We start from the raw sequence: 26,133 nt of genomic DNA, 5'->3' as shown, positions 1-26,133 counted from the left end.
TCACTCTCCTGCAATGGCGTGAAAGAAACTTCCCGAAACCCGTCCGCGCCGGCCACCGCTTGGCCCGAGGTCACGCCCCGTGCCGTCCGCCAGCGCGACGAGGGGCTGGTCCGCCCCTTTATCGGTCACGGTGGCGTAGTGGAATTCATGTCCGCGAACCACCCCGCCCGCCGGCCCGAGCGGCGAGGTCGCGAGAAGCCGGGCGCGGCGATAGCCGAGATTGAGCCGGCGGCGAGCGAAGCTCGTCACATGGCCCAGCAGGCCGAGCATGGGATGGCGCACGCCCTCCGCATCCTCGATGGCCGTGCCCAGCACCATGAACCCGCCGCACTCGCCATGCACCGGACGGGTTTCGGCAAAGCGCCGCATGCCCTCTGCGAACCGGGTTGCCGCGGCCAGCCTTGCGCCGTGCAGCTCGGGATAGCCCCCGGGTAGCCAGCACGCATCGCACGCGGCATCCGGGGCCTCGTCGGCGAGTGGCGAGAACGGCACGATCCGCGCGCCGGCACGACGCCAGCCCTCCAGCACATGCTCGTAGATGAAGCTGAACGCGGCATCGCGGGCGAGAGCGATCACCTGTCCGGGCGGCGGCAGCGCCGGGCCCGACGGGGGCGCATCCGCAACGTGCAGCGGGGTGCCGAGTGCGGCGATGGCATCGAGATCGGCATGGGCCGCCACGAAGTCGGCCAGACTCGCCAGATGGCCGGCGAGTGCGGGATGCTCCTGCGCCTGCACGAGGCCGAGATGCCGCTCCGGCAATGCCAGCGTCGCCTCGCGCGGCAGTGCGGCCAGCACAGGGATACCGAGCGCGGCGATAGCCTCGCTCGCCTGTATGCGGTGGCGCTCGCTGGCCACCCTGTTGAGCACAACCCCCGCGATGCGCACGCGGGGATCGTGGCTCGCGAAGCCCCGCACCAGCGCCGCGGCGGATTGCGACTGCCCGGACACATCGACCACCAGCAGAACCGGCAGGCCGAGCGCGCCGGCAAGATCCGCCCCCGCCCCGGTACGACCCGTCTCGCCGGCAATGCCGTCGAACAGCCCCATCGAAGCCTCGACCAGCAGCAGGTCGGCACCCTCGGCCGCATCCGAGGCGAGATGGCCCACGAGTGAAGGCGCCATGGCGTAGGAGTCGAGGTTCAGCCCGGCCCGTCCGGTCGCGGCGGCGTGGAAGGCCGGGTCGATATAGTCCGGCCCCGACTTGGCGGCGGCGACGCGCAATCCCTTGCGGCGCAGGGCGGCTATGAGGCCGAGCGTCACCGTGGTCTTGCCGGAGCCGGAGCGCGGCGCGGCGATCATGAGGGCGGAGGCGCTCATGACCGGCCCCTGAAGCGGCGCTGGTAGCCGGCGTCGTAAAGCGCGCTCTCGCGGAAGCCTTCCGCACCGAGCGCGCGACCCACGAGGATCAGGGCTGTGCGCTCCACCGGATCGCGCGCGAGTTGACCGAGGATATCGCGCAGCGTGCCGACGATCATCCTCTCGCCGGGCCGCGTCGCCTCCACCACCACGGCAACCGGACAATCGGCACCGAGCACCGGCAACAGCCGCTGCACCAGCGCTTCGGCCGCATGGATGGCGAGGTGGAGCACCAGCGTGGCGCCGGTTTTCGCGTAGACTTCCAGTTCCTCACGTGCCGGCATCGCGGAGGCGCGGCCCGACAAGCGTGTCAGTACGACGCTCTGCGCGACTTCCGGTACGGTAAGCTCGCGCCCAAGCACGGCGGCAGCGGCGGCGAAGGCTGGCACGCCGGGGGTGAGCGTATAGGGTATGCCCCGCGCCTCCAGCCGCCGGATCTGCTCCGCCACTGCCGAATAGATTGAAAGATCGCCCGAATGCAGCCGTGCCACGTCCAGGCCGGCGGCTTCGGCGGCGACATATTCGGCCTCGATCTCGTCCAGCGACAGCGGCGCGGTATCGACGATGCGGGCACCGGGCGGGCACCAGCCGAGCATCTCGGTCGGCACCAGCGAGCCGGCATAGAGGCACACGGGGCAGCGCGCGATCAGATCGCGCCCGCGCAGGGTGATGAGATCGGCGGCGCCCGGCCCGGCGCCGATGAAATGCACGGTCATGGCGGCTCCCCGAGCACGTCCCGTTTCTGCCGGGAAGGCTCTGAACGATAAATCCTTTAAGGACGGTTGCCCTCGCGGGCCAGCGCGCAGGTCACGGGACCCAGAACGAAGCGCGGACCGAGCAGGGTCGAGCGTCGGCCAGCCGCGGCAAGCGCCGCCGCCTCCGCCACGGAGGGTACGCCCATCAGTGCCACCACCCGCTCGGAATGGGTCACCGCACGGGCGCCCGCCGCCTCGAGTTGTGCCTGCGGTACCATGACCAGCAGCAGGCCGAGATCGAGCGCCGCCCGCATGATGCCGGGCTCGCTGCCCTTGAGCGCGGGCGTCGCCATCAGCGAGACCTCGCCGAGCTTCACCTCATAGCGCTGCAGCGCGCCCTCGACCGCCGCGCGCACCTCCTGCGCCGTGACCCCGCGACGGCTGCCGACACCGGCGACGATCACGTCGCGCCTCCCGGCTTCACCCAGCTCCACTGCGTCACCGGCATGGCCGGGCGCCAGCCGGTCATGCCGGCGACCGGCGCGGCGCGGGAGACGGCGATGCGCACGAGATCTCCGCCTTTCGCCGCATGGCGGGCAAGCAGCAACGCTTCCGTTTCCAGCGTCACCGCATTCACCACCAGCCGCCCGCCAAAGCCGAGCGCCGCTTCCGCCGCCTCAAGAACGCCGGGCGCGCTGGCCCCGCCGCCGATGAAGATGGCGTCCGGTGGCGGAAGCCCGGCCAAGGCGTCGGGCGCCTTTCCTTCCACGATCATCAGTCCCGGCACGCCGAGCGTGACGGCATTGCGCCGGGCCCGCGCGGCGCGCTCCCCCTGCGCCTCGATGCCGATGGCGCGCAGCGAGGAATCGGCAAGCATCCACTCAATGCCGATGGAACCCGCTCCGGCACCGATGTCCCAGAGCAGTTCGCCCCGTCGCGGGGCCAGCGCCGCCAGCGTCATCGCCCGGATCTCGCGCTTGGTGAGCTGGCCGTCATGCTCATAAAGATCGTCCGGCCGGCCCGGCGTCAGGGCGACGAGACGCGCTGCCTCGTCCGCCACGACCTCGATGCCGACCACGTTCAGCGGCCCGACATCGGCCAGCGCGAAACCGGAGGCCGTGCCCCGCCGCACGCGCTCGTCCGCCCCGCCCAACGCTTCCAGCACATGCAGCGCCGAACCGCCGAAGCCGCTCGCCACCAGAAGCGTCGCAATGTCCCTGGGCCCGGCGCCATCCGAGGTGAGCGCGAGGATGCGCCGGCCAGGATGGAGATGCGGGCGCACCAGCTCGATCGCCTTGCCATGCAGCGACACGGTGGAGATATCCGGCAGCGCCCAGCCCAGTCGCGCGGCGGCGAGGCTGAACGCGGAGGGCGCCGGGATCACCCGCATCTCGGCCGCCGGCACATGGCGCGCGAGCACCGAGCCGACCCCGTGCAGGAATGGATCGCCTGAGGCGAGCACGCAGACCGCCTGTCCGCGCCGCGCCAGAATCGCCGCGACCCCCGCCTCGAACGGGCTCGGCCACGGACAGACTTCGCCACGGATCAGGTCCCGTGCCAGTGCGAGATGCCGCCGCCCGCCATGGACGAACGCCGCGGCCTCGATCGCCGCCCGCGCGGCCGGAGGCAGGCCCGCCGCGCCATCCTCGCCGATGCCGACGATGGACAGCCACGGCCCGGCCTGCGCATGGTGCGCGCCATTCTCCACCGGGGCGTCAGCCATGAAGGGCTCCATCCGCCGCATCCTCCTTCTCGGCGGCACGACCGAGGCGCGCCAGATCGCCGAGGCGCTCGCGTCGCGCCGCGACATCGCCCTCACCGTCTCCCTTGCCGGGCGCACGCGCAACCCCGCGCCGCTGCCCGTACCGACCCGCATCGGCGGTTTCGGCGGGGCGGATGGCCTTGCGAGCGTCCTGCGGCAGGAAGGGTTCGACGCTCTGGTCGACGCCACACATCCCTTTGCCGCCGCCATCTCCGCCAACGCCGCCAACGCCGCCCGCAGGGCGGGTGTGCCGATGCTCGCCCTCGCCCGGCCTTGCTGGCAGCGGCAGGCGGGAGACGACTGGTGCGAGGTGCCGGATGTCGCCGGTGCGGTCGTGGCCCTGGGCGCCGTGCCACGCCGCGTCTTCGTCGCGCTTGGCCGCAACGAGGTGCGCACCGTCGAGGCCGCGCCGCAGCACCTCTATCTGCTGCGCAGCGTCGATCCTGTCGAGCCGCCGCTGAACGTGCCGCTCGCCGGCACCATCGAGGCGCGCGGCCCCTTCGCGGAAGAGGACGAGCGCGCCCTGCTGGAGGCGCACGCCATCGAGATCGTGCTCGCCAAGAACAGCGGCGGGGCGGCGGGCTATGGCAAGATCGCCGCGGCCCGGGCGCTCGGCCTGAAGGTCGTGCTCGTCACTCCGCCGGCCCGGCCGGACGTGCCGACAGTGGCAAGTGTCGCCGGGGTACTCGCCTTCATCGAGGCGCTGCCGCCGAGCACTCATCCGGCCGCCTTCGCGGCGCCCATGGCCGAACGTGGCGCATAGACCAGCGGCGTCAGGCCTTCGCGCGTGATCAGCCGCGTGTCGGACGAGCCGATGATGATGCAGGTCGCCATATCCGCCATCCCGCCCCGCGCCTCGCTGAGCGGCACCACCGCGATGCGCGCATCCGCACGCCCGGCGGCATGGCCGAACACCACCGGCACCGTTGCCGGCAGCGCTTCGCGCAGCACCTCGAAGGCCCGGTCGAGCTGCCAAGGCCGAGCCTTCGAGACGGGATTGTAGAGCGCGATCACCAGCCCCGCCTCCGCGGCGAGCCGAAGGCGCTTTTCCACCAGCTCCAGCGGCTTGAGATTGTCGGAGAGCGAAAGCGCGCAGAAATCATGGCCGAGCGGCGCCCCCGCCATCGCCGCCACCGCGAGCATGGCGGTGATGCCCGGCACCACCTCGACATCGAGCGCGCGCCATTCCTCAGGCCCGTCCTCGATGGCCTCCATCACCGCCGCCGCCATGGCGAAGACGCCGGGATCCCCGCCCGACACCACCGCGACGCAGGCGCCCGCCGCCGCGTGGGCCAGCGCGGCCTTGGCGCGTCCCAGTTCCTCGCGATTGTCGGAGGCGATCTTGCTCTGCCCGTTGCGCGCCGGCACCCGGTCGAGATAGGGACCATAACCGTAAAGCGCCTCGGCACGTTCCAAAGCCTCACCCGCCTGCGGGGTCAGGAAGCGCGCCTCGCCCGGCCCGAGCCCGACCACGATCAGCCGCCCGCTCACGCGCGCCCCTCCCAGCCCGGCACCAGCACGATGGCGAAATAGGGCGCTGGCTCCTCGCCCCGCTCGGCGAGGGGAATGGCGTGCGAGCCCTCCATCGTGCCGCGCTCTACATAGAGAGCGCGCGGAAGCCGGCCGGCGACGGCGAGCGCGCGGCGGATCTTCGGCAGGTTGCGGCCCACCTTCATGATGACGGCGGCATCGGCCTGCATCAGGCGGCGGATCAGCACATCCTCGTCCAGCGTGCCGGGCAGGACGCTGAGCACGTCGTCGCCCTGCGCGATCGGCGTCCCCGCCTGCGACCAGCAACCGGACATGCCGGTGACGCCGGGAATGACCTCGGCCCGGTAGCGCAGGGCAAGGCGCACATGCAGATGCATGTAGGAGCCGTAGAACAGAGGATCGCCCTCGGAGAGCACGGCGACATGGCGCCCGGCCTCGATATGCGCCGCCACCTCCTCCGCCGCCGCGTCGTAAAAGCCGGCGATCGCATGGCGATAGGCGTCGTCATGGCGGTGGATCTCGGTCGTCACCGGATAGCCGAGCGGCAATTCCACCGTCCCCGCGCGCAGATGCGGGGCGGCGATGCGTCGTGCCACGCTGCCGTTGCCGAGCTTGGCGAAATAGGCGACGACATCGGTCTCCTGCAGCGCCCGCACCGCCTTGAGCGTGAGGAGTTCCGGGTCGCCGGGCCCAACGCCGACCCCGACCAGTCGGCCGCGCGTGGAGGAAAGCGCGCTCACAGGCCGGGCCTCGCCAATGCGTTCACCGCCGCTGCCGTCATCGCGCTGCCGCCGAGCCGCCCGCGCACGATCAGCCACGGCACGCCATGCCCACCGCTCGCCAGCGCGTCCTTGGACTCCGCCGCGCCGACGAAGCCCACCGGCATGCCGAGGATCGCCGCCGGCTTCGGCGCGCCCGCCGCCAGCATCTCCATGAGATGAAACAGCGCCGTCGGCGCATTGCCGATGGCGACCACGGCCCCCGCCAGCCGGTCGCGCCACAGGTCCAGCGCCGCCGCCGAGCGGGTGGTGCCGAGCTTTTCCGCCAGCGCCGGCACCTGCGGGTCGCGCAGCGTGCACACCACCTCGTTGCCCGCCGGCAACCGGGCGCGGGTCACGCCATGGGCCACCATCTCGGCATCGCACAGGATCGGCGCACCAGCCGTCAACGCCGCACGCGCGGCTTCCACCACGCCGGGCCCGAAGGCAATGGAGCCGGCCGCTTCCACGAGACCGCAGGCATGGATCATGCGCACGGCGACATCGGCCTCGTCCTGCGAAAAGGCGGAGAGATCGGCCTCGGCGCGGATGATGGCGAAGGATCGCTCATAAATCGCGCGGCCGTCGCGCTCATAGGTGAAGGTGTTCGGCTCAGCCAAGATCGGTCTCCAGAAGGCGCGCGACCTCGTCGAGCAGGTCCGCAGCGGCGAACCGGCGACCGGGCGCCCCGCGCGCCGTGCCTTGCAGCACGAGCCCGGCCCCTTCGTCCAGTCCGACGAGCGTGATGTCCGCAGGAGCCGGATGCGCGCAGCCCTTGGCACAGCCGGAAATGTGGAGGTCCCGCCCGCCCAGCCCTTCGCCCAGCCGGTTCGCCACCAGCCCCGCAAGCGCCCGTGCCGGGAGCCGGCCCGAAGCGCAGCGCGGCGCGCCGGGACAGGCGAAAATGTGCCGGCGCGGATCGTCCGGCTGCGCGATGAAGCCGAGCGCAACAGCCTGTTTTCGCACGGCTTCCGCCGCCTCCGGCCTCACGCCGAGAAGAAGGAGCGCCCGCCCCGGCACGGGCGCGACGCCATCAGCCCCGAGGCGTTGGGCAACCTCCGCGATCCCACTGAGAGCGTCCGCCTCGATCTGCCCGAAGGCGACGCCGAAGCCCAGCGCCAGCCCACCGTCGGCCAGCTGAAAGCGGCCGATCGGTTCTACGGCAAGGGCAGGCGCGGCGTCCCCCGGCTGCACAGCGAATCCGGTTCCGGCCAGCCTGTCCGCGAACGATTCCGCCCCGTGACGGCCGACCAGCTCGGTCATCCTCGCCGCAGGCCCTTCCTGCGCCAACCGGTGGAGCAGCGCGAGCGTCGCTGCCGCCGCCCGTTCCGCCGGCACGGTGCCGAGGCGAACGCCGCCTGCGAAAAGGGCAAGCCGCCCCTCCCCGCCCGGCATAAGGACGATGTCGCCCGACAACCCTGCCAGCGGCAGCGCCCCGCCGCCATCCACCACCACCGCGACCTTGGGCGCGAGACGGCCCGCGAGTCCTCCGGCCGCCCCGGCGGCGATCGTCTCGACGATGGGCCGCGGATCGAACGCCATCGCCGGATCACGTCCCGCCAAAGCGCCGCTCTGGATCTCCAGACCTTCGCGGATGGGCAAGCCGTTGTCCGTCAGCGCAGCCACATCGGCCGCCAGACGCGGCGCGCTCACCGGCGTGAGGCCGCGAATCTGCAGCTTGCCACGCGCGGTGACGTCGATCAGGCCATTGCCGTGACGCTTAGCCAGCGCGCCGAGCGCGATCAGGGCGACCGGCATCGCCGGCGCGGCCAGGGCGATGCGGGCGAGCAGGCCGTCGCCGGTCGCCATCGGCGCGGGCAGCGTCGGACAAGCACCGCGCCTGCGATCAGGAGCCCCGCTCATTGCGCCGCCTCCCCGGCCAGCGTCGCGAGGTCGGCCGCGACATCGTTGCGGCGCGGGTGCCAGAGCCCGCGCGCCTGCGCTTCGGAAAATCGGCGGGCGACGAGCCGGGCGGCCTCCGGGCTCTGCGCGGCGAGGAAGTCGCGGACCTCGGTGTCGGCGACATAGGCGGCATGCAGCCGCTCGATCAGATGTCCGGAGACGGCGGGCGTCGCGGCAGCGAAGCCCACCAGCCGGTCGACCGTCTCGGCAATTTCCGCCGCCCCGCGCGGGCCGTGGCGCAGCAGCCCGGCAATGTAGCGCGGCGCCACCCGTCCATGGACGATGCGCGCCAGCGCCTGCGCCAGCGGCCGGGCGCGCGGCCGGGCCGGATCCGCGGTGTCGAGCACCACGAGGTCGGGCGCATGGCCGAGCCGCGCCGCCGCCGCCGCGAAACCGCCGATGAAGGCAAGGTCCGCATCGCCTTCCAGCAGGTCGCGGCCGGGATCGTCCGCGCCGTGCAGCAGCAGGTCCGCTTGCGCCACCCGCGCGGCGAAGGCCTCGCCCGCCGGTCGGCCGATCCCCTCCGCCCCGCCATAGACGAAACGGGCGCTGTCGAGATAGGCCGCGCCCAGCGCGTCGCGGTCGGGCACGCCCTCCGGCAGATCGGCAAGACCCGCCCCATAGGCGCCCGGCGCCGAGCCGAAGATGCGCGGGCCGTCCGGTTCGGCGCGCAGGGGGTTCTCCTCGACGCTTTCCTCACGCGCCGCCACCGCTTTCAACGCCGCGTCGATCAGCGCAATCTGCGCCGGGAACAGGTCGCGGAACAGGCCGGAGATGCGGAAGGTGACATCCACCCGCGGCCGGCCAAGCACCGCCGGCGGCAACACCTCAATGCCGGTAATCCGCCCGGTGCCCGCATCCCACAGCGGGCGGCAGCCCATCAGGGCGAGGCCCTGCGCGATTTCCTCGCCCCCGGTGCGCAGCGAGGCGCTGCCCCACAGGTCGAGCACCAGCCGCCGCGGCCACGCGCCATGGTCCTGAAGGTAGGCGCGCAGCACCTCCTCCGCCGCCAGCCGGCCGAGATCCATCGCCGTCCGGGTCGGCAAGGTGCGCGGATCGCTGGCGAAGATGTTGCGCCCGGTCGGCAGAACGTCGCTGCGCCCCCGCCCCGGCGCGCCGGCCGGACCCGCCTTCACCCGCCGGCCGTCCAGCGCCGCCAGCAGGCCGGCGCGCTCCTCCTCCCCGCAGGCGCCGCGGCCATAGAGGTGGAAGCCATCCTTCAGCCGCATCTCCTTAAGGTCGCAGAGCCAGCCGTCGATCGCCTGCAGCGCCGCGATGTCCTCGCCGCCTGCGGCGACGCCCGCCTCGCGCGCGACGCCGAGCCGGGTGGCTTCCTCGACGATGAGCCGCGCCAGCCTTTCGCGGCGGCGGCGATCCAGGCCCTCGGCCTCGGCATATTCCTCGACCAGCCGCTCCAGCCCGGCGCGCTCCCCTGACTCCGCTCCCTCGATCATGGGCGGGGGCAGGTGCCCGAGGGTGACGGCCGCGATGCGGCGCTTGGCCTGCGCCGCCTCGCCGGGATTGGAGACGATGAAGGGATAGGCAACCGGCAGGGCGCCGAGCACAAGTTCCGGGAAACAGCCGGCGGTCAGGGCCGCCTGCTTGCCCGGTAGCCATTCCAGCGTGCCGTGCGCGCCCATATGGACCAGCGCGTCGAGCCCGGCGACCTCCCGCAGCCACAGCCCGAAGGCAAGCAAGGCGTGGCGCGGCGGCAAGGCGGGATCGTGATACTGCGCCCGCCGCTCGATCCGCGACCCGCGCTCCGGGGCGATGGCGACCCACACATGGCCGAAACGCTTCGCCCGGAAATGAAAGGCGTCGTCCGCGACATCGGGATCGGCCTCCGGCTCGCCCCATGCGGCCAGCATGGCCGTCCGCGCGGCTTCCGGCAGACCGGCGAGATGGCGGCGATAGACGGCAAGGTCGAGGCTCGCCTCGCCGCCCGCCAGCTCGTCGAGCAGCACGCGGGCATCAGGCGGGATCGCCTCCACCCGATAACCGACCCCGGCGAGATCGCCGAGCAGGAGGCGCACGCTTTCCGGCACGTCGAGCCCCACCGCCCAGCCGGTCCGCCCCGGCGCGCCGGCATAATCGGGAATGAGGATGCCGATGCGCCGCTCGCCCGAAGCCGTGCGATGAAGCCTCACCAGCCGCGCGACCCGGTCCGCCACCTGCGCGACGCGATCGGGCTCGACCGCATTGATGAAGCGTCCGCCGCCCGCGCCGTCGCCGAGATCGGCATCGGGCGGCTCCGCGGCCTTGAAGGAAAGCGCGCCGGCCAGCACCCGCCCGTCGAGTTCGGGCAGAACGACATGCATGGCGAGGTCGGCGCCGGTCAGCCCGCGCGCGCCCTCCGCCCAGGCCTCGCGCCGGGTGGTCGCGACCACGGCCTGCAGCACCGGCACGCAGGGCGCATCGAGCACGCTGTCCTCGCCCGGTTCGGCGCTCGCAAAGGCGGTAAGGGTGACGATGACGGACGGCGGATCGGCGGCGAAGCTCTCGCGCAGCAGGGCAACCGATGTCGGCTCGCGCAGGCTGGCGACGAAGATCGGCCGCGGCGCCAGTCCACGCTCGGCCAGCGCGGCGCACAGCGCGTCGACCGGAGCGGTGTCGGCGGCGAGCCACATGGAGCGGTAGAAAAGGACGGGAACGATAGGCGCATGGTCGGGGAATGAAGACGGCTCCAGAGCGGGGGACGGCGAAGGCCCCTCACCCAACTTTCGCCCCGAGGGGGAGAGGGTTTCCGGCGCGCTTTGTAACCCTCTCCGCTCCGGTGAAACGGCTTCCGGCTCGCCGTATGGACGTGCGCCCCCCGCCCCCGAGCAACCCGCCTCTTCTCCCCACAGGGAAGAGAGCTGGGGTGAGGGAGCGGAGCGCTGACCGGCTTCGCCGTCCCAGTGATAGATTCCCGCCAGCGGCACCGGCTGGGGCGGCGGCACCTCGCAGGTCCGGCCGGCCAGCCTTGCCATCCGTCGCAGCAGCGCGGCCATGTTCGTCGGCCCGCCGGCGCGGAAACAGGCGAGCAGTGCAGCAAGCTCATCCGCCGGAAGGGTGGAGAGCGCCGCCAGCCGGTCGTCGTCCCGGTCCTCGCCCGGCAGCAGGGCGAGCGCGATACCCCGCGCCCGCGCTTCGGCGGAAAGCCGTTCGGCGCCGTAGCGCCACCAGTCGAGTCCGCCGAGCAGGCGCAGCACGACGACCCGCGCCCGCGAGGCCACCTTGTCGATCCACAAATCCACCGACATCGGGTGCCGCAGCGCGGCGAGCGGGGCGAGACGCAGCGAAGGCAGTTCATGCCGCCCCGCCTTCCACGCCCGCGCCAGCACGGCGAGGTCGCTGTCGGTGAAGGAGGCCACCACCATCTCGCCCGGCGCCTGGCCGAGATCGATCGGCTCGACGAGGTCGTCGAGGCTGGCGCTGGTGGTGGCGAGGATGTGCATCAGCCCGCCGCCTCCAGCACCTCGGGCGCCACCAGACCCCGTGCGGCCAGCGCAGACGCCAGCTTGCGCGGCGTGGTGAACTGCACGGCATCGAGCCCCGCCGCCTGCGCACCCGCGATATTGACCGCGAGGTCGTCGACGAACAGCGCCTCCCCCGGCGCAACGCCCAGCGCCGCGAGGCAGACGTGGAAGCACGCCGCCTCCGGCTTTCCGACGCCCAAGGCGGCGGAGGCGAAGATGTCCGCACCGAACAGGCCGACCAGTTCGGGGAACAGTTCGTCGATATGCTCGCTCACCAGCGTCACATTGTTGGTGAGCACCGCGACCCTCGCCCGACGCCTCACCTGTTCAACCAGCGCCAGCACCTCGGGGATCGGCGTCATCGAGGCCCTGCGGGAGGCGATCCATTCGGCGCGGGTGATGGGATAGCCGATGCGCCGGCCATATTCGGTGAGATAGACGTCGTTTGTCATCCCGCCCTGCAGCGCCTCATGGCTGAAGCCGCTGTCCCACAGCGCGGAATAGATACGGTCCGCATTGCCGCCGGAGAGCCGGGCGAGATGGGCCGAACGGACCCGCTTGTCCGAGATGCAGAGCACGTCGTCCATGTCGAACAGAACGAGGGAAGGCTGGCGCATGCCGCGTCCTCAGGCCGCTTCGGCGAGACCGAGCGCCGCTTCGACCTTCGCCCGATCCAGCCCCTTCAACCCGATCACCACCAGCCGGCCAGCGCGCGCCTCCCCGCCCCAGGGACGGTCATACTGGTGCGTCACCCGCGGACCCACGCCCTGCACGAGCAGCCGCATCGGCTTGCCGGCCACCGGTACGAAGCCCTTGGCGCGCAGCACGCCGGCCTCTTCCGCCGCCGCGATGATGCGGGCGGCGAGGTCGGCGGGGTCGGCCACCTCCGGGATGTCGAGCACGAAGCTGTCGAAATCGTCGTGGTCGTGCTCGGCTTCATCGTCGTGATGGGTGCGGCGGTTGTCGATGTCGTCCTCGGTGCCGATGCCGAGCCCGAGCATCAGCGCCGGGTCGATCGCGCCGTTCGCCACCGGCACCACGCGCACCGCGGCCGGCAAAGCGGGCTTCAGCGCCGCGTCGGCGCGGGCCGTGCCTTCGGCATCCATGAGGTCGGCCTTGGTCAGGATCACCAGGTCCGCGCAGGCGATCTGGTCCTCGAACACCTCCTCCACCGGGTCGTCATGGTCGAGCGCGACATCGGTGGCGCGCTGCGCGGCAAGCGCGTCGAGGTCGTGCGCCACCTGCCCCGAGGCGAGCGCCGCACCGTCCACCACCGCCACCACGCCGTCGACGGTGACCCGGCTCCGGATCGCCGGCCAGTGGAAAGCCTGCACCAGCGGCTTGGGCAGCGCGAGGCCGGAGGTCTCGATCAGGATGTGATCCACCTTCGGCGAGCGGGAGAGGATGGTGTCGAGAGCGGGCACGAAATCATCCGCCACCGTGCAGCAGATGCAGCCATTGGCGAGCTCGACGACGTTTTCCTCCGGGCAGCTCTCGATACCGCAGCCGCGCAGGATCTCGCCGTCGATGCCGACATCGCCGAACTCGTTGACGATGACCGCAAGGCGCTTGCCCTTCGCGTTCTCCAGCACGTGCCGGATCAGGGTCGTCTTGCCCGAGCCGAGAAAGCCGGTGACGACCGTGCAGGGCACGCGGGTGAGGACGAGCGGGGCGGCGGGTGTATCGGACATGAGCACGGCTCTCCAGCGGCCAGGGAAGTACGACAGGACTGGGGCGCGCCGGCCATGGGCCGTGCCGCGTGGCGCGGCGGGACCCAAGCGGGGCGGCCCTCAAAGCCGCCCGTCCGCACGTACAGGGCACCCCGCCCGGCGCGCGACCGGATCGACGGCAGGTCTCCTGGCTCGCGGGTCACGGCCTTCGCGCCGCCTTCCCGGACGTTGCCGTCCAGTGGCGATGGCGCCGGCTCGCCGCTCACAGTTGCGGGGGCAGCCGCGGATTTGGGGCCAGCCGCCCCGCACCGCATTCCCTCTTCGTCCCTCCTTGCGGAAGGAACCGTCGATCGCGCCCACTAAAGGAGCGCCCCCGGCGAAAGTCAACGCGCGAGGACGACCACTGTCCCCAACCCCGCGATGCACCATTGCCGGGGCTGCGGGGTCCTCTATAGTGGCGCGATGTCGTCGGTTCCCGTGATGCGCACGGGACGCAAGACGGGAACGCGGTGAGCCGGCTGCCCTTCAGGCACAGGCGAAACCGTGGCTGCCCCCGCAACTGTGAGCGGTGAGCCCTCCTCCGAACGCCACTGGCCTCGTGCCGGGAAGGCGGGGGACGGGCGAGGACCCGCGAGCCAGGAGACCGGCCGTCGACGCAACACCAGCCGGCCCTCGGGTGGAGGGCCAGGAGACGACCCGATGAACACCGCCTCGCCGAACCTTTCGGCTCCGTCCCATTCCGCCGGCGTCGTCCACGCGACACCAGCCGCGCGCGCCCTCGCCGTCTCGATCGCCGCGCTGCTCGGCGTGTTCGTGATCGGCGGCGTCGGCTTCTCGCACATCAGCGCGATGCACAACGCCTCGCATGACGTGCGCCACGCCAATGCCTTCCCCTGCCACTGACGCGCGGGGAAAACGATCATGAACGGACTTGGCCCTCTCCTGAGGACGATCCTCTTCGTCGCCGCGCTCTCGGGCATCGGCGCCGGCGCGGTCACCGCCGCGATCCATCTCAACTCCACCGCCCAGCTCATCCTCAAGGCCGAGGTCTATGAGGAAGCGGAGGCCGCCGCGGCGCCCGCGCCGGCCACCGAGCAGGCCACTCCTGCGGCCGAAGCCCCCCATGACCATGCGGTGCATGCCCATGATGAGGAAGAATGGGAGCCGGCGGCCGGCTTCCAGCGCAACGGTCTCACCGTGCTCTTCACCATCCTCACCGGCTTCGGCTTCGCCCTGCTGCTGGTGGCGGCGAGCGAGCTGAAGGGCGGACTCACCTCCTGGCGCGAAGGCATCCTGTGGGGCTTCGCCGGCTTTGCGGTGTTCACGCTTGCCCCCGGCCTCGGCCTGCCGCCGGAACTGCCCGCCATGCCGGCGGCGGACCTGATGGAACGGCAGATCTGGTGGACGGCCACCGCCGCGGCCACCGCCATCGGCCTCGCCTTGATGATCTATGGCCGCTCGCCGCTCTTCGCCGCACTCGGCGTGCTTCTGATCGCCGCCCCGCAGGTGATCGGCGCACCGCAGCCGCCGAGCTACGAAACCCCGATCCCGGAGAGCCTGCACCACAGCTTCGTGGTCGCCAGCATCCTGGCGAGCTTCGTGTTCTGGGTGCTGATCGGCGGCTTCGCCGGCTGGCTGCGACCGCGCATCGGCGCCCAGCAGGCGCTGGCGCCCGTGGCGCAGGCTGCGTGACGCCCATGTCCGGGAGGGTGATCCGCGCGTGAGCCTCACCCTCGTCCTCGGCGGCGCCCGCTCCGGCAAGAGCCGGCACGCCGAGCACCTCATCGAAGCCCAGCCTGCACCGTGGTGCTACCTCGCCACGGCGCAGGCCTATGATGCCGAGATGACCGACCGCATCGCCCTGCATCGCAGCCGGCGCGGTGCGGGCTGGGAGACCATCGACGCCCCTCACCACCTCGCCGCCGCGCTGCGCACCGTTCCGCCCGGCCGGCCGGTGCTGATCGACTGCCTCACCTTATGGCTCGCCAACCGCATGCTGGCGGAGGCCGATCTCGACATGGAGGGAGCGGTGCTCACCACGGCCCTGCTCGGGCACGACGGCGAGATCGTCATCGTGTCGAACGAGGTCGGGCTGTCCATCGTACCGGAGAACGCACTGGCCCGCCGCTTCCGCGATGCGCAAGGCCGGCTGAACCAGCGCATCGCCGAGATTGCCGATCGCGTGCTCTTCATGGTCGCCGGCCTGCCGATGACCGTGAAGGACGAGCGCGGCCGCTGAGCCGCGGAGGCTCGGGAGAAACGCCATGACCGAGCAGACCAACCAGACCGATACACCGGGCGCGAAGCCTGACCTCTCCTCCGAAGAGGCCACCCGCCACCGGGCGAAGATGGAGAAGCGCAAGGCCGTCCAGGACGCCGAGGTCGCCGGCAAGACCATCGAGAAGGGCCTGCTGATGGTCCACACCGGGCCGGGCAAGGGCAAGTCCACCGCCGCCTTCGGCCTCGCGCTGCGCACGCTCGGCAGCGGCGGGCGGGTCGGCGTGGTGCAGTTCATCAAGGGTGCCTGGCATTCCGCCGAGCGCGACGCCTTCGCCGCCTTTGGCGAGCGCGTGGTGTGGCATTCCATGGGCGATGGCTTCACCTGGGAGACGCAGGACCTCGCCCGTGACAAGGCAAGCGCCCGCCGGGCGTGGGACAAGGCTTTGGAGCTGATGGCAGACCCCGCCATCACGCTGCTGGTTCTGGACGAACTCAATATTGCGCTGCGCTATGATTATCTTCCCGAAGCCGAGGTCGTGGCCGCGCTGGCAAACCGCCGGGATGGGCTGCACGTCGTGGTCACCGGACGGAATGCCCGGCCGTCTCTGGTCGCGGCCGCCGACCTCGTGACCGAAATGGGACTGGTGAAGCATCATTTCGCCGCCGGGGTGAAAGCGCAGAAGGGCATCGAGTTCTGATGCGCCCGCCCGGCTCATCGGCCGCGAAATTCATCGGGCTCACCTCTCGTCAAGCCGGGCTCCCATACCCATGTGCAATGCGGCACGCATTGGAGGGCGTCCGCGATGAAATCCACGCCTGTCGCCTATCTGTTCTGGATCTTCGGCCTGTTCGGCATCTGCGGCATTCACCGCTTCTATACCGGGCGCTACTGGAGCGGCGCGCTGTGGCTGATCACCGTCGGCCTGCTCGGCATCGGGCAGATCATCGACCTCTTCCTTATTCCCGGCATGGTGCGGGAATCCAATCTGGAAGAACGTGTCGGCCGCATGGAGGCGATCACCGGCCGGCGTTTCTGACGCCCCCGCCCGGAAGCGCGCGCGCATGACCGCGCGCGCACTGATGTTTCAGGGCACCGGCTCGGATGTCGGCAAGTCGCTCGTCGTCGCCGGCCTCGCCCGAGCCTTCACCCGCTCTGGCCTGCGGGTGCGCCCCTTCAAGCCGCAGAACATGTCGAACAACGCCGCCGTCACGGAAGACGGCGGCGAGATCGGTCGTGCGCAGGCCCTGCAGGCGCGCGCGGCGGGGGTGGCGCCGTCCGTCCACATGAACCCGATCCTGCTGAAACCGCAGAGCGATGTCGGCGCGCAGATCGTGGTGCAGGGCCGCGTCCACGCCACGGCGAAGGCCAGCGCCTATCAGGCGATCAAGCCCACCCTCATGCCTTTCGTGCTGGAAAGCTTCCGCTGTCTCGGCGACGAAGCGGACCTCGTTCTGGTGGAAGGCGCCGGCTCGGCTTCGGAGATCAACCTGCGCGCCGGCGACATCGCCAATATGGGGTTCGCCCGCGCCGCCGGGGTGCCGGTGGTGCTGATCGGCGATATCGACCGCGGTGGTGTGATCGCGAGCCTCGTCGGCACGAAAATGGTACTGCCGCCCGAGGATGCGGCGATGATCCGCGGCTTCCTCGTCAACCGCTTCCGCGGCGATCCCGCGCTGTTCGCCACCGGCATGGCGGAAATCGCAAGCCGCACCGGCTGGGCGGCGCTCGGCCTCATCCCCTTCCTGCCCGCCGCCGCCCGTCTTCCGGCGGAGGATGCGCTCGGCCTGGACGGGCCACGCCCCGCAAAGCTCGATGCGCGCCTCAGGATCGCGGTGCCGATCCTGCCGCGCATCGCCAATTTCGACGATCTCGATCCTCTCGACGCCGAATCTTCGGTCGAGGTGCTGCGCATCCGCCCCGGCACGCCGCTGCCCGGCGATGCCGACCTCGTCATCCTGCCCGGCTCCAAGACCACGATCCCGGACCTCGCCGCCTTCCGCGCCGAGGGTTGGGACATCGACCTCGCGGCCCATGTCCGGCGCGGCGGGCGGGTGCTGGGCCTGTGCGGCGGCTATCAGATGCTCGGCCGCTCCATCGCCGACCCGGAAGGCATCGAGGGTCACGCCGGCACCGTTCCCGGCCTCGGCCTGCTCGACGTCGAGACCGTGCTTTCAGGCGTCAAGCGCCTCGTGCCGATCGCCGGCATCACCTTCGACGGCAGGCCCTTCCGGGCTTACGAGATGCATATGGGCGTCACCACCGGCCCCGGCCGCGCCCGCCCCTTCGCCCGTATCAAGGGCGAGGGAGAGGAAGGCGCCGTGTCCCCTGACGGGCGCATCATCGGGACCTACGCACACGGCCTGTTCACCGATGATGCCCAGCGCTCCGCCTGGCTGCGGCGGCTCGGTGCCGGGCCAAGCGGGCTGGACTACGAGGCCGACGTCGAAGATGCGCTCGACGCCCTGGCCGACCATCTCGCCGCGCATCTTGACCTTGACCGGCTGCTCGCCCTTGCTGCCCCGATCAGGGCATGAAGAACTGGAACGCCGCGCCGGTGCACACCAGCAGCACAAGCAGCGCGTCGGCCACCGTGTAGAGCCGGAGCGCGCGGCGGATGTCGCGGGCGGACAGCTCGCGCCGCCCGTCGCGGTTCATGTACCGATAGTCGATCATCTCGCCGTGATAGGCGCGCGGCCCGGCGATCGCGATGCCGAGCGCGCCCGCCATCGCCGCCTCCGGCCAGCCGGCATTGGGCGAACGGTGGAAGCGGGCATCCTGCCGGATCGCCTTGATCGCCCCCCGCGCCGAACAACCCGGCATCAGCGCTGCCGCCAGCACGATCAGTCCGCCGGACAGGCGCGAACACGGCAAATTCACCAGATCGTCGAACCGCGCCGCCGCCCAGCCGAACTGCAGGTGCCGCGCCGTCTTGTGGCCGATCATGCTGTCGGCGGTGTTCACGGTCTTGTAGAGCGCGCCGCCGGTGAGCCCGCCGGCCAGCAGCCAGAAGGCCGGCGCCACCACCGCATCGGAAAAGTTCTCGGCGAGGCTCTCGATCGCCGCGCGCGCCACCCCGCTCTGGTCGAGCGCCTCCGGGTCGCGCCCGACGATGTGCGACACCGCCTCGCGCCCGGCGGGCACGCTGGTCTGCAACGCCTCGGCGACGCGGCGGACATATTCGTGCAGCGAGCGCTGGGCGATCAGCGAGGAGGCGAGTATCGCCACGACGACGATGCCGAGGGGCAGCGTCATCAGCCCCCATTCCAGCGCATGGACCGGCACGCCCACCAGCGCCAGCAGCAGGACGAGCGACAGGATGCCGGTCGCCCGGCGCAGCCTCGGCCCTCCCCGCTCGTCGTTCAGATGGCGATCGAGAAAGCCGATCAGCGCCCCCACCCACATCACCGGATGGCCGATGCGGGCGACCAGCCATTGAGGATAAGGCAGCGCCGCCTCGAACAGCAGGGCAAGAGCGGTTAAACCGAAGGCAAGCTCGACGGGCATGCGGCCGATTCGCGTGAGAGACGGATGGACGCACCATTTCCGCACGACGGGCTCTCGGCAAGGGGTTCGTCGGCGTCGACGGGCTCGTCGGGCACCGAGCGGTTCGTCGGACGTCAGGATGCGGAGCACGGAACACGGGATGAACGAGCACACGCCGCCGCCTTCAGCCAGCCCCCCCGCGACCGCTCTGCCCGCGCAGATCGAAACGCGCAAGCGCGCCGTGCTGAAGGACGTGTTCGGCTTCGACCGTTTCCGCCCCGGCCAGCAGGAGGTGGTGGATGCCGTTCTCGCCGGCACCCCGACGCTCGCGGTAATGCCGACGGGTGCCGGCAAGTCGTTGTGCTACCAGCTTCCGGCGCTCGTGCTCGGCGGGCTCTCCATCGTCGTCTCTCCCCTCATCGCGCTGATGGACGACCAGGTCGCCGCGCTGAAGCTGGAAGGCGTCGCGGCGGAGGCAATCCATTCCGGCCGCTCGCGCGAGGACAATGTCGCAGCGTGGCGGCGGGTCACTTCGGGAGAGACGCGCCTGCTCTACATGGCGCCGGAGCGGCTGCTGACCGAGCGGATGATGTCCGCCCTCTTGCGGCTGAAGCTCGGCCTCATCGCCATCGACGAGGCGCACTGCATCTCGCAATGGGGCCACTCGTTCCGCGCCGAATATCTGGGCCTCGGCCGGTTGCGCGAGGCTTTCCCGGATGTGCCGCTGGTCGCTCTCACCGCCACCGCCGATCTCGGGACCCGCACCGACATCGTGGACCGGCTGTTCGGCGGCAGCGCGAAGGTGTTCATCTCCGGCTTCGACCGGCCGAACATCTTCATCGGCGTCGAGGAGAAGCGCCGGCCGGCCGAGCAGATCGAACGCTTCGTGCGCGAGCGCGCGGGCAGCGCCGGCATCGTCTACCGGATCTCGCGCAAGAAGGTGGAGGAGACCGCCAGCGCCCTCTGCGCCGCCGGCATCCGCGCTTTGCCCTACCACGCTGGCATGAGCATCGAGGCGCGGCAGGCCAATCAGGAGGCCTTCCTGGCCGAACCCGGCATCGTGATGGTGGCGACGGTGGCCTTCGGCATGGGCATCGACAAGTCGGATGTGCGCTACGTCATCCACGGCGATGCTCCCGGCACGCTGGAGGCCTATTATCAGGAGATCGGCCGCGCCGGGCGCGACGGCCAACCCTCCGAAGCACTGCTGCTCTACGGGCTGGAGGACATCCAGACCCGCCGCCGCTTCATCGAGGAGGAGGCCTCCGAGCCGGAGCGCAAGCGGGTGGAGGCGCGCCGGCTCGATTCGATGGTCGGCTTCTGCGAGGCGGTGACCTGCCGGCGGGCGGTGCTGCTCGGCTATTTCGGCGAGCGCGCCGGGCCCTGCGGCCATTGCGACGTGTGCCGCAACCCGCCCCGCGTGGTCGACGCCTCGAAATCCGCCCAGCTCGCGCTCCGCATCGCCCGCGCCACCGGCGAGCGGTTCGGCGCCGCCTATCTCGCCTCCGTCCTCACCGGGCAGGTGAACGAGCAGGTGACGAGCCGGGGACACGACCGGCTGGCCGAATTCGGCACCGGGGCCGACCGGCCTGTGGGCGAATGGCGCGCGCTACTGCGACAGCTCGTCGCCACCCATGCGCTGCATGCCGATGCGGAACGGTTCGGCGCGCTGACCCTCACCGAGGCCGGCCGGTCGATCCTGCGCGGCGAGCGTCCCTTCACCGCACGCGCCCCTGCGGAGCGGCGTCGCGAGCGCGGGCCGGCCGCCCCGCGCGGGCCGGAACTTGCCCCGGCGGAGGCAGAACTTCTGAGCCGCCTCAAGGCGTTGCGCCGCACATTGGCGGCTGATCGGAATGTACCGGCCTATGTGATCTTCGCCGATCGCACGCTGGAGGAGATGGCGGTGGAGCACCCGCGCACGCGCAGCGAACTGGCCGCCATCCGCGGCGTCGGCGCCGCCAAGCTCGCCGCGTTCGGCGCCGAATTCCTCGCCGTGCTCAAGGGGTGAGGCCGAACGCCTCACCCAGCGGCACCGTCGAAAGGCGGCTTCACGGATCGGGCGAGGCCTGCTTATCTTGGGATCGAACGGGCTGCAAAAGCCCGTCTGAACGCGTTTTCGGGATGGAAACCATGAATCTGAGCCTGCTTTCGGTCGCCGCTGCGGCCGCTGTCGCCATGGTCGGCTTCACTTCGGCCGCCAATGCCCATGGCCCAACCCGCCAGAAGGTCAGCGAGACCATCGAGATCAACGCGCCCGCCGACAAGGTGTGGGCGGTGGTCTCGAACTTCCAGGACGGCGGCTGGATTCCGATCGTCGCCAAGACCGAAGGCACGGGCGGCAATGCTCCCGGCGCCAAGCGCACCCTGACGCTCAAGAACGGCGCCACCGTGGACGAGGAGGTCGCCAAGCTCGAGCCGGAAAAGATGACCCTCATGTACCGGATCGACAAGGTCGACGTGAAGGTGCTGCCGGTGAACAACTACTCGTCCTGGCTGATCGTCACGCCGGAAGACGGCGGCAAGTCCAAGGTCGAGTGGCGCGGCGCCTTCTATCGCGGCTACGAGAACAACGATCCGCCGCCGGAGCTGAGCGACGAAGCGGCCATCAAGGCGGTGACCGGACTCTACAAGATGGGCCTCGACGGCCTGAAGAAGAAGATCGAAGGCACCAACTGAGCCGCGACAGGCTCGGCATGTGCAGGATCGCGTATCCGCGGAAAGCGGAGCCGGCCGCAAAGGGCCGGCTTCGTCATGTCGCGCTATGCGCGATCTTCGCCCTGTGCTGCGCCCCGCTTGCGCGGGCGGACGAGGCCTTCATCACCTCGCAGCCGGCGGACGCGCTGTCGATCGTCGATCTGAAGACCCGCGCCATCGTTAGCCGCCTCACGATCCCCGACAAGCCGGCCGGCATCGCGGTGTCGCCGGACGGAAGGCGAGCGTTCGTCACCAGCCCGGACGGCAAGGCCCTCACCATCGTCGATGCCGCCGCGCGCCGCATCGAGCGGCGGGTGGATGTCGGCGGCGGTCCGCTGGGCGTGGCGGTCCATCCCTCCGGCTCGCCGGCCTATGTGGCCGACTGGTACGAACATCAGGTGATCGCGGTGGAGGCCGATACCGGTGCCATCGCCGGAAAGGTGAAGACCGGCAACTCCCCCTCCGGCCTCGCCCTCACCCCGGACGGGGCGCTGCTGGTGTCGGCGGACCGTGATTCCGACGAGATCAGCCTCATCGACACGAAGACCCTCACCCGCATCGCCACCGTGCCGACCGGGCACAAGCCCTTCGGCGTGACCATCGACGATGCCGGCGCCCGCGCTTATGTCGCCAATGTCGCCTCGAGCGACATCACGGTGGTGGATCTCGCCGCGCGCACCGTGCTGGCCACGGTGAAGGTCGGCGAGCGGCCCTATGCGGTGGCGCTGGCGCGCGGCCTCGCCTTCACCACCGACCAGTATGCGAGCACGGTGACCGCCTTCGACACCGCCACCTTCGAGAAAAAGGCCAGCATCGCCGTCGGCGACTATCCGGAAGGCATCGCCGCGGCCCGCGACGGCAGCGAGGTCTATGTCGCGAGCTGGGAGGCCAACACACTGAGCGTCATCGACACCGCCACGCTCAAGGTGGTGAAGGAGATCGCCATGCCCGACGGCCCGCGCGCCTTCGGCAGCTTCCTGCGGCGCGCCGACTGACGATTGGAACGTCGTCATGTTTTCGCTCAGGCCCATCGGCTAGAGCATTTTCGGGCGAAGCGGATACCGGTTCGCGTGAGGAAAATGCGACCAGTCAATACGCTGGAGCCATTCATCGACTTCGTGAAACGATGGATGGCTCCAGCCTTGCCGCAGGCACGGAGACGGCGATGGACGAAGCATTCTGGCAGGGCAAATGGCAGCGCGGCGAGATCGGCTTTCACGCCGCCGCGCCCAACCCGCTGCTGACCCGCAACCTTCCCGCGCTCGGCCTCGCCCCCGGCGCCCGGCTGTTCCTGCCGTTGTGCGGCAAGAGCCTCGACATCCACTGGCTGCTGGCGCAGGGCCATGCGGTCGCGGGCGCCGAGCTGAGCCGGCTCGCCGTCGAGCAGCTCTTCTCGGAACTCGGCGTCGAGCCGACCATCCGCGCCGCCGGCACGCTGGAGCGCTTCGAGGCGGAGGGGCTGACCATCTTCGTCGGCAACATCTTCGATCTCGACGCCGCGCGGCTGGAGCCGGTGGACGCCATCTATGACCGCGCAGCGCTGGTCGCGCTGCCGGAGACACTGCGCACGCTCTACGCCGCGCATCTCGTCGCACTGACCGGCGGCGCGGCGCAAATGCTCGTGACCTATCAATACGACCAGAGCCGGATGAGCGGCCCGCCCTTCTCGGTTGGTCCCGCCGAGGTCGGCCGGCACTACGACGCCCTTTATCGCCTTACCCTTCTGGAGGAGGCGCAGGTCGAGGGCGGACTGCGAGGTGAGCCGGCGCGGGAAAGCGTCTGGCACCTCGCCCCGCGGTGAGGCGGGCCTCGCACGGCGTCGCCGTTCCCCGTCGATATCCCGGCCGAAGCGACGCGCCGAGCCGGGATCGCCGGACAGGAGGGTGTCCTGCGCATGCGCGATCCCGGATCGTCCTGCGCCGGTCCGGAATGACGGGAGCAGAAAGACGTGATGGCGACGTAAAGGCGTGGATGCCTGGCCTGTGCGGGCCGGACCCGAACGCCCTGCCTCAGATCGCGTAGTCGCCCGGCTGATGGGGCGGCGGCGGGCGGCAGTCCACGCCCTCCCCTCCGGAGGCGAAGAGCCGCGCGCGATCCAGCCGCACCGCGACCTTCTCGCCCACCGGCACCCGCACCGTGGGGGCGATGTCCGCTTCGAACAGGCCGCTGCCGACCTCCAGCTCCACCCGGCGGATGGCGCCGTGGCGGCGAAAGCCCCGCACCCGGCCCTTCAGCCCCGGCGTGCCCGGCAGGCCGAGCGAGATGTCGTGCGGACGCACATAGACGAGGCCCGGCCCATCCGGCACCGGCTTTGTCGCGGCAGCGATGGCGGTATCGCCGGCGACCGCGATGCCGTCCTTCACGTCCACCTCGATGCGGCTCGATTCGCCCATGAAGCCGAACACCGCGGCGCTGGCCGGGCGGTCATAGACGTCGTCGGGGGTGCCGACCTGCTCGATCCGTCCCTTGCCCATCACCACGACCCGGTCGGCGAGTTCCAGCGCCTCCTCCTGGTCGTGGGTGACGAACAGGGTGGTGTGGCCGGTGCGCTCGTGCAGCTCGCGCAGCCAGCGGCGAAGCTCCTTGCGCACCAGCGCGTCGAGCGCGCCGAAAGGCTCGTCCAGCAGCAGCACCTTGGGCTCGATGGCGAGCGCGCGGGCCAGCGCGACGCGCTGGCGCTGGCCGCCGGAAAGCTGCGCGGGAAAGCGCCCGCCATAGCCGTCGAGCTGCACCAATGACAGCAGGTCGGCAACCCGCGAACGGATCTGCGCATCGGAGGGCCGCTCGGCGCGCGGGCGCGAGCGCAGGCCGAAGGCGATGTTCTCGGCCACGCTCATATGGCGGAACAGCGCGTAGTTCTGAAACACGAAGCCGATGCCGCGCCGGCGCACCGGCACCGAAAGCGCATCCGCCCCGTCGAACAATACGCGGCCATGGCTGGGCTGTTCGAGGCCGGCGACGATGCGCAGCAGCGTCGTCTTGCCGGAACCCGAGGGGCCGAGCAGCGCCACCAGCTCGCTCTTGGCGATGTCGAGCGACACGTCGTCCAGCGCCGCGGGGCCGGAACCGCCGAAACTCTTGCCCACCTTGTCGATCGTGACCGCGACCGTCATGTCAGAAATTACTCGTCGTTTATGTAAGAACAGTATTTAACCAGAACATATCTGAAAAATTCGCCCTGTGAAGGTGCGCGGGCGCCCCGCGGCGAGGAAAGCACAGCGGGCATAGGCCCGCCACCTTGCTGCCGCTCGCCGCGCCGCCTAAACAACCGCGAAACCGCAGATGACACCCACCGGCCGCCTCATGACCCAAGCCAGCACCGTCCTCCTCGATCTCGACGGCTACACCACCGTGCCACCCGGCAAGATCGCCTGCATCGTCACCTTCCTGGAGATGACCGCGCGCCCGGCGCCGCTGCCCGAGCGCGGCACGGACGGCTTCACGCTGGATCGGGTCGAGGCGCCGGATCCCGGCTGGTACCGCGCCTTGTTCCGCCGCATCGGCGAGGACTGGCTCTGGTTCTCGCGGCTGCGCATGAACGACGCGGCGCTTTGCGCCATCATCGGACACCCCGATGTCGGCGTGCATGTGCTGCGCCGCGCGGGCGCGGATCTCGGGCTGGTGGAGCTGGATTTCCGGGTGCCGGGCGAGGTCGAGCTGGCCTTTGTCGGGCTGGTGCCGGAGCTGGTCGGCTCAGGCGCCGGACGCTTCCTGATGAATCGCGCGCTGGATCTGGCCTTCGCCAGCCGGCCGGAGCGGGTGCAGCCCAAGCGGGTGCATGTGCACACCTGCACGCTGGACCACCCGGGCGCCCTGCCCTTCTATATCAAGGCCGGCTTCCGGCCGGTGGGGCGGGCTGTCGAGATCGCCGACGATCCCCGCGCCGGGGGTGTGCTGGCGCCGGATGCGGCCCGGCATTTTCCCATGCTGACGGCAGAATGAGCCCGCACCGCCCTCAGGCGGACAGCGCCGGCCGGCCGCGCGGGCGCTGGGAAGCGCGGGCGGCGAGGTCCATCGTGTCGGCGGCGCGCTCGCCCAGCGTCTCGATCTTCTTCAGCTCTTCCAGCGCCGCCTCATAGGCGGCGCGGGCGTCGTCGAGCTGCTGCTTCAATTCGTCGGCGGAGGCGCGCAGATTGTCGCGACGCCCGGCGGCGGCACGGGCATAGGTCGGATAGGCGAAATGCGTCGGGTCGCTGATGCCGGCGCGTTGGTGCTCGACGGCGATTTCCCGGTCGAGATCGTGGGCCATGCGCTCGAATTCGGCGATCATGGTCTCGATCTGCAGGAACTGCCGGCGCTTTTCCTCGGTCTGGAAACGCTTCAGCCGCACGACGGTGTCACGGGACTTCATCGACACGATACTCCGCTCTCACGCGGGCGCCCCTCAACGGTCGGCGCCCCGGCCAGACCCACATTCCCCGGCCGGCAAAAGCATGATGACGCGGAGTCATTGCCGGTTCCTTACCCGGCCCGGAAGGGTGCCGCGCCATACCGGGATAGGGTTTCCCCGGGCGGCGCGACGCTCCGACGCACGCTCGCGCATCCAGCGCGTGACGCTGCGGCCGGCGGCACAAGGAAAATCACCGCGTTAAGCCTCATCCACAGCCTTGGAAACGATTTGTTTACCGGCTCCGTTAATGATC

The 26,133-nt window shown here is 70.8% G+C and carries 26 protein-coding genes and 2 riboswitches; of the genes, 12 read left to right on the top strand and 14 right to left on the bottom strand.

Translation table 11 applies throughout. The features are described from left to right. Genes MWN34_RS06600 through cbiE form a run of 4 tightly spaced genes read right to left on the bottom strand, consistent with a single transcriptional unit; the run spans position 1 to position 3,774 of the window. A complete protein-coding gene (locus tag MWN34_RS06600; protein ID WP_247027821.1) occupies positions 1-1,317 on the bottom strand; it encodes a cobyrinic acid a,c-diamide synthase CobB in 1,317 nt (438 codons plus the stop codon). Beyond that, positions 1,314-2,072 carry a precorrin-4 C(11)-methyltransferase gene (cobM, locus tag MWN34_RS06595; protein ID WP_247027818.1) on the bottom strand — a complete coding sequence of 253 codons (759 nt, stop codon included), beginning with the start codon at positions 2,070-2,072 and terminating at the stop codon, positions 1,314-1,316. Before cobM ends, MWN34_RS06600 begins: the two co-directional genes overlap by 4 nt. Positions 2,073-2,128: 56 nt before the next feature. Next, positions 2,129-2,515 (bottom strand): cobalamin biosynthesis protein, encoded by a 387-nt coding sequence (locus tag MWN34_RS06590; RefSeq protein ID WP_247027816.1) that lies wholly within the window; start codon positions 2,513-2,515, stop codon positions 2,129-2,131. Continuing rightward, entirely contained in the window at positions 2,512-3,774 is a 1,263-nt protein-coding gene (gene cbiE / locus MWN34_RS06585) for a precorrin-6y C5,15-methyltransferase (decarboxylating) subunit CbiE (protein WP_247027814.1), read from the bottom strand. The genes MWN34_RS06590 and cbiE overlap by 4 nt, the downstream gene beginning before the upstream one ends. Here cbiE and MWN34_RS06580 point away from each other — a divergent pair. After that, positions 3,773-4,576: a cobalt-precorrin-6A reductase gene (locus tag MWN34_RS06580; RefSeq protein ID WP_247027812.1), complete on the top strand. Its 804-nt coding sequence runs from the start codon at positions 3,773-3,775 to the stop codon at positions 4,574-4,576. The two genes, cbiE and MWN34_RS06580, sit on opposite strands and share 2 nt — an antisense overlap. On the opposite strand, the gene MWN34_RS06575 is transcribed toward MWN34_RS06580, so the two are convergent. The 7 genes from MWN34_RS06575 to cobW are packed head-to-tail and all read right to left on the bottom strand — an operon-like array spanning position 4,531 to position 13,113. Continuing rightward, positions 4,531-5,304, bottom strand: a complete 774-nt coding sequence (locus tag MWN34_RS06575) for a precorrin-3B C(17)-methyltransferase (protein WP_247027810.1) — start codon at positions 5,302-5,304, stop codon at positions 4,531-4,533. The genes MWN34_RS06580 and MWN34_RS06575 overlap by 46 nt on opposite strands. Next, positions 5,301-6,044, bottom strand: coding sequence for a precorrin-2 C(20)-methyltransferase (locus MWN34_RS06570; protein WP_247027808.1), 744 nt, complete (start codon positions 6,042-6,044; stop codon positions 5,301-5,303). The genes MWN34_RS06575 and MWN34_RS06570 overlap by 4 nt, the downstream gene beginning before the upstream one ends. Next, positions 6,041-6,682: a precorrin-8X methylmutase gene (locus MWN34_RS06565; RefSeq protein WP_247027807.1), complete on the bottom strand. Its 642-nt coding sequence runs from the start codon at positions 6,680-6,682 to the stop codon at positions 6,041-6,043. Before MWN34_RS06565 ends, MWN34_RS06570 begins: the two co-directional genes overlap by 4 nt. After that, a complete protein-coding gene (cobG, locus tag MWN34_RS06560) occupies positions 6,675-7,925 on the bottom strand; it encodes a precorrin-3B synthase (protein ID WP_247027805.1) in 1,251 nt (416 codons plus the stop codon). The genes MWN34_RS06565 and cobG overlap by 8 nt, the downstream gene beginning before the upstream one ends. Then, positions 7,922-11,401, bottom strand: a complete 3,480-nt coding sequence (gene cobN / locus MWN34_RS06555) for a cobaltochelatase subunit CobN (protein WP_247027802.1) — start codon at positions 11,399-11,401, stop codon at positions 7,922-7,924. Before cobN ends, cobG begins: the two co-directional genes overlap by 4 nt. Then, positions 11,401-12,039 carry an HAD family hydrolase gene (locus MWN34_RS06550; RefSeq protein WP_247027800.1) on the bottom strand — a complete coding sequence of 213 codons (639 nt, stop codon included), beginning with the start codon at positions 12,037-12,039 and terminating at the stop codon, positions 11,401-11,403. The genes cobN and MWN34_RS06550 overlap by 1 nt, the downstream gene beginning before the upstream one ends. A 9-nt stretch (positions 12,040-12,048) precedes the next feature. Continuing rightward, positions 12,049-13,113 carry a cobalamin biosynthesis protein CobW gene (cobW, locus tag MWN34_RS06545; RefSeq protein WP_247027798.1) on the bottom strand — a complete coding sequence of 355 codons (1,065 nt, stop codon included), beginning with the start codon at positions 13,111-13,113 and terminating at the stop codon, positions 12,049-12,051. 139 nt (positions 13,114-13,252) lie between these two features. Further along, positions 13,253-13,455, bottom strand: a riboswitch (cobalamin riboswitch). An 89-nt stretch (positions 13,456-13,544) separates the two neighbouring features. Continuing rightward, positions 13,545-13,758: riboswitch (cobalamin riboswitch) on the top strand. A 33-nt stretch (positions 13,759-13,791) separates the two neighbouring features. On the opposite strand from cobW, the gene MWN34_RS06540 reads away from it, so the two are divergent. The 6 genes from MWN34_RS06540 to MWN34_RS06515 all read left to right on the top strand — a co-directional run bounded on the left by MWN34_RS06540 (position 13,792) and on the right by MWN34_RS06515 (position 17,847). Beyond that, positions 13,792-13,995 (top strand): CbtB domain-containing protein, encoded by a 204-nt coding sequence (locus tag MWN34_RS06540; RefSeq protein ID WP_247027796.1) that lies wholly within the window; start codon positions 13,792-13,794, stop codon positions 13,993-13,995. A gap of 18 nt (positions 13,996-14,013) precedes the next feature. Then, a complete protein-coding gene (locus MWN34_RS06535) occupies positions 14,014-14,784 on the top strand; it encodes a CbtA family protein (RefSeq protein WP_247027795.1) in 771 nt (256 codons plus the stop codon). A gap of 28 nt (positions 14,785-14,812) precedes the next feature. Further along, the gene (cobU, locus tag MWN34_RS06530) at positions 14,813-15,331 is read left to right on the top strand and encodes a bifunctional adenosylcobinamide kinase/adenosylcobinamide-phosphate guanylyltransferase (protein WP_247027792.1); all 519 of its coding nucleotides are present in this window, start codon (positions 14,813-14,815) and stop codon (positions 15,329-15,331) included. A gap of 25 nt (positions 15,332-15,356) precedes the next feature. Next, positions 15,357-16,010, top strand: coding sequence for a cob(I)yrinic acid a,c-diamide adenosyltransferase (cobO, locus tag MWN34_RS06525; protein WP_247027790.1), 654 nt, complete (start codon positions 15,357-15,359; stop codon positions 16,008-16,010). Between the two features lie 105 nt (positions 16,011-16,115). Beyond that, complete coding sequence (locus MWN34_RS06520) at positions 16,116-16,349, top strand: NINE protein (RefSeq protein WP_247027788.1); 234 nt, start codon at positions 16,116-16,118, stop codon at positions 16,347-16,349. 25 nt (positions 16,350-16,374) lie between these two features. After that, complete coding sequence (locus tag MWN34_RS06515) at positions 16,375-17,847, top strand: cobyric acid synthase (RefSeq protein ID WP_247027786.1); 1,473 nt, start codon at positions 16,375-16,377, stop codon at positions 17,845-17,847. On the opposite strand, the gene cbiB is transcribed toward MWN34_RS06515, so the two are convergent. After that, positions 17,837-18,817, bottom strand: coding sequence for an adenosylcobinamide-phosphate synthase CbiB (gene cbiB, locus MWN34_RS06510; protein ID WP_247027784.1), 981 nt, complete (start codon positions 18,815-18,817; stop codon positions 17,837-17,839). The two genes, MWN34_RS06515 and cbiB, sit on opposite strands and share 11 nt — an antisense overlap. Before the next feature lie 139 nt (positions 18,818-18,956). Between cbiB and recQ the strand changes: the two genes are divergently transcribed. The 4 genes from recQ to tmpT all read left to right on the top strand — a co-directional run bounded on the left by recQ (position 18,957) and on the right by tmpT (position 23,291). Continuing rightward, complete coding sequence (gene recQ / locus MWN34_RS06505; protein ID WP_247027782.1) at positions 18,957-20,804, top strand: DNA helicase RecQ; 1,848 nt, start codon at positions 18,957-18,959, stop codon at positions 20,802-20,804. Between the two features lie 122 nt (positions 20,805-20,926). Then, positions 20,927-21,472: an SRPBCC family protein gene (locus MWN34_RS06500; RefSeq protein ID WP_247027780.1), complete on the top strand. Its 546-nt coding sequence runs from the start codon at positions 20,927-20,929 to the stop codon at positions 21,470-21,472. 17 nt (positions 21,473-21,489) lie between these two features. Beyond that, positions 21,490-22,485, top strand: a complete 996-nt coding sequence (locus tag MWN34_RS06495) for a YVTN family beta-propeller repeat protein (protein WP_247027778.1) — start codon at positions 21,490-21,492, stop codon at positions 22,483-22,485. A 170-nt stretch (positions 22,486-22,655) separates the two neighbouring features. Then, the gene (gene tmpT / locus MWN34_RS06490; protein WP_247027776.1) at positions 22,656-23,291 is read left to right on the top strand and encodes a thiopurine S-methyltransferase; all 636 of its coding nucleotides are present in this window, start codon (positions 22,656-22,658) and stop codon (positions 23,289-23,291) included. Positions 23,292-23,499: 208 nt separating this feature from the next. Here tmpT and MWN34_RS06485 read toward each other — a convergent pair whose 3' ends face one another. Further along, positions 23,500-24,603: a sulfate/molybdate ABC transporter ATP-binding protein gene (locus tag MWN34_RS06485; RefSeq protein WP_247027774.1), complete on the bottom strand. Its 1,104-nt coding sequence runs from the start codon at positions 24,601-24,603 to the stop codon at positions 23,500-23,502. Between the two features lie 169 nt (positions 24,604-24,772). Here MWN34_RS06485 and MWN34_RS06480 point away from each other — a divergent pair, with 169 nt between their 5' ends. Next, positions 24,773-25,432 carry a GNAT family N-acetyltransferase gene (locus tag MWN34_RS06480; protein ID WP_247027772.1) on the top strand — a complete coding sequence of 220 codons (660 nt, stop codon included), beginning with the start codon at positions 24,773-24,775 and terminating at the stop codon, positions 25,430-25,432. A gap of 13 nt (positions 25,433-25,445) precedes the next feature. Here MWN34_RS06480 and MWN34_RS06475 read toward each other — a convergent pair whose 3' ends face one another. Beyond that, positions 25,446-25,841: a flagellar export protein FliJ gene (locus tag MWN34_RS06475; protein ID WP_247027770.1), complete on the bottom strand. Its 396-nt coding sequence runs from the start codon at positions 25,839-25,841 to the stop codon at positions 25,446-25,448. Positions 25,842-26,133 lie beyond the last annotated feature (292 nt).

The organism is Ancylobacter crimeensis (genome assembly GCF_023016805.1).
In the GTDB taxonomy this organism is placed as follows: Bacteria; Pseudomonadota; Alphaproteobacteria; order Rhizobiales; family Xanthobacteraceae; genus Ancylobacter; species Ancylobacter crimeensis.
This window is presented reverse-complemented; position numbering and strand designations above follow the sequence as displayed.